General features: G+C 29.3%; 2 protein-coding genes. Both read left to right on the top strand.

The features are described 5' to 3' along the window. Positions 1 to 73 precede the first annotated feature (73 nt). The gene (locus tag KSZ58_RS22365) at positions 74 to 337 is read left to right on the top strand and encodes a hypothetical protein (RefSeq protein WP_044906392.1); all 264 of its coding nucleotides are present in this window, start codon (positions 74 to 76) and stop codon (positions 335 to 337) included. A gap of 11 nt (positions 338 to 348) precedes the next feature. Further along, positions 349 to 743, top strand: a 395-nt coding sequence (locus KSZ58_RS22360; RefSeq protein ID WP_217752958.1) for a hypothetical protein, incomplete at its 3' end; no start/stop codon positions are given.

The raw sequence follows: 743 nt of genomic DNA, 5'->3' as shown, positions 1-743 counted from the left end.
TTTTTTTATGTATAGTTTGACAAAAAATTACAAAAAATGTATTATTTAGGTGTGATAATCATGAGGTGAGGGTATGGATTGGACGGGTTTAAATCAAATAAATACTATTTTAGGTATAATCAATGGTGTGGTTGGTATCATTAATATAGGCACAGCTTTTTGGGGGTGGCTAAATCATAAAAATAAGAAACAGTTTATGGAAAAGCTAGAAAAAGAGCGTATATCTGCTCAAAAGGAAAATGCAAGAGTATGCCGTACTTGCAAAAGCAATTTCAAGGCACGTATCACCTCACTAGAACAGACCAATACTAAGTTATTAGAAAAAGTTTCAGGATAGGAGGGGGTTTTATGATATACATCATTATAATAAGCTTGATTATAATTATTGTTCCGCCTATTTTTATAATACTCAGTAATTTAGATTATAGGAAAACGATTATAAGTGAATGTTCACAAGTTTACGGTATAGAATTAAATACCATAAGTGTAAAATATACAATATTAGAAGACAGGGTAGCTAAATATCCTATGATGAATAAAGAAATAAAAAGACTCATCAAACTGGAAAAAGATAAATATGTAGATATAAATAAGCTAGTAGTTGGTAAATTTAAAATATCTGATTTGGTACCTTTGTGTAAAAGTATACAGTTGTTTAATGAAATTGAAGAGTGTAAGGATAAGGGCGTTATTGATTTATTTGATGATGTGAGAGAAATGAATCATAAGATAGCAACAGTAAG

The sequence above is a fragment of the Erysipelatoclostridium sp. DFI.2.3 genome (assembly GCF_019132535.1).
GTDB classification, from domain to species: Bacteria; Bacillota_I; Bacilli_A; order Erysipelotrichales; family Erysipelotrichaceae; genus Clostridium_AQ; species Clostridium_AQ innocuum.
This window is presented reverse-complemented; position numbering and strand designations above follow the sequence as displayed.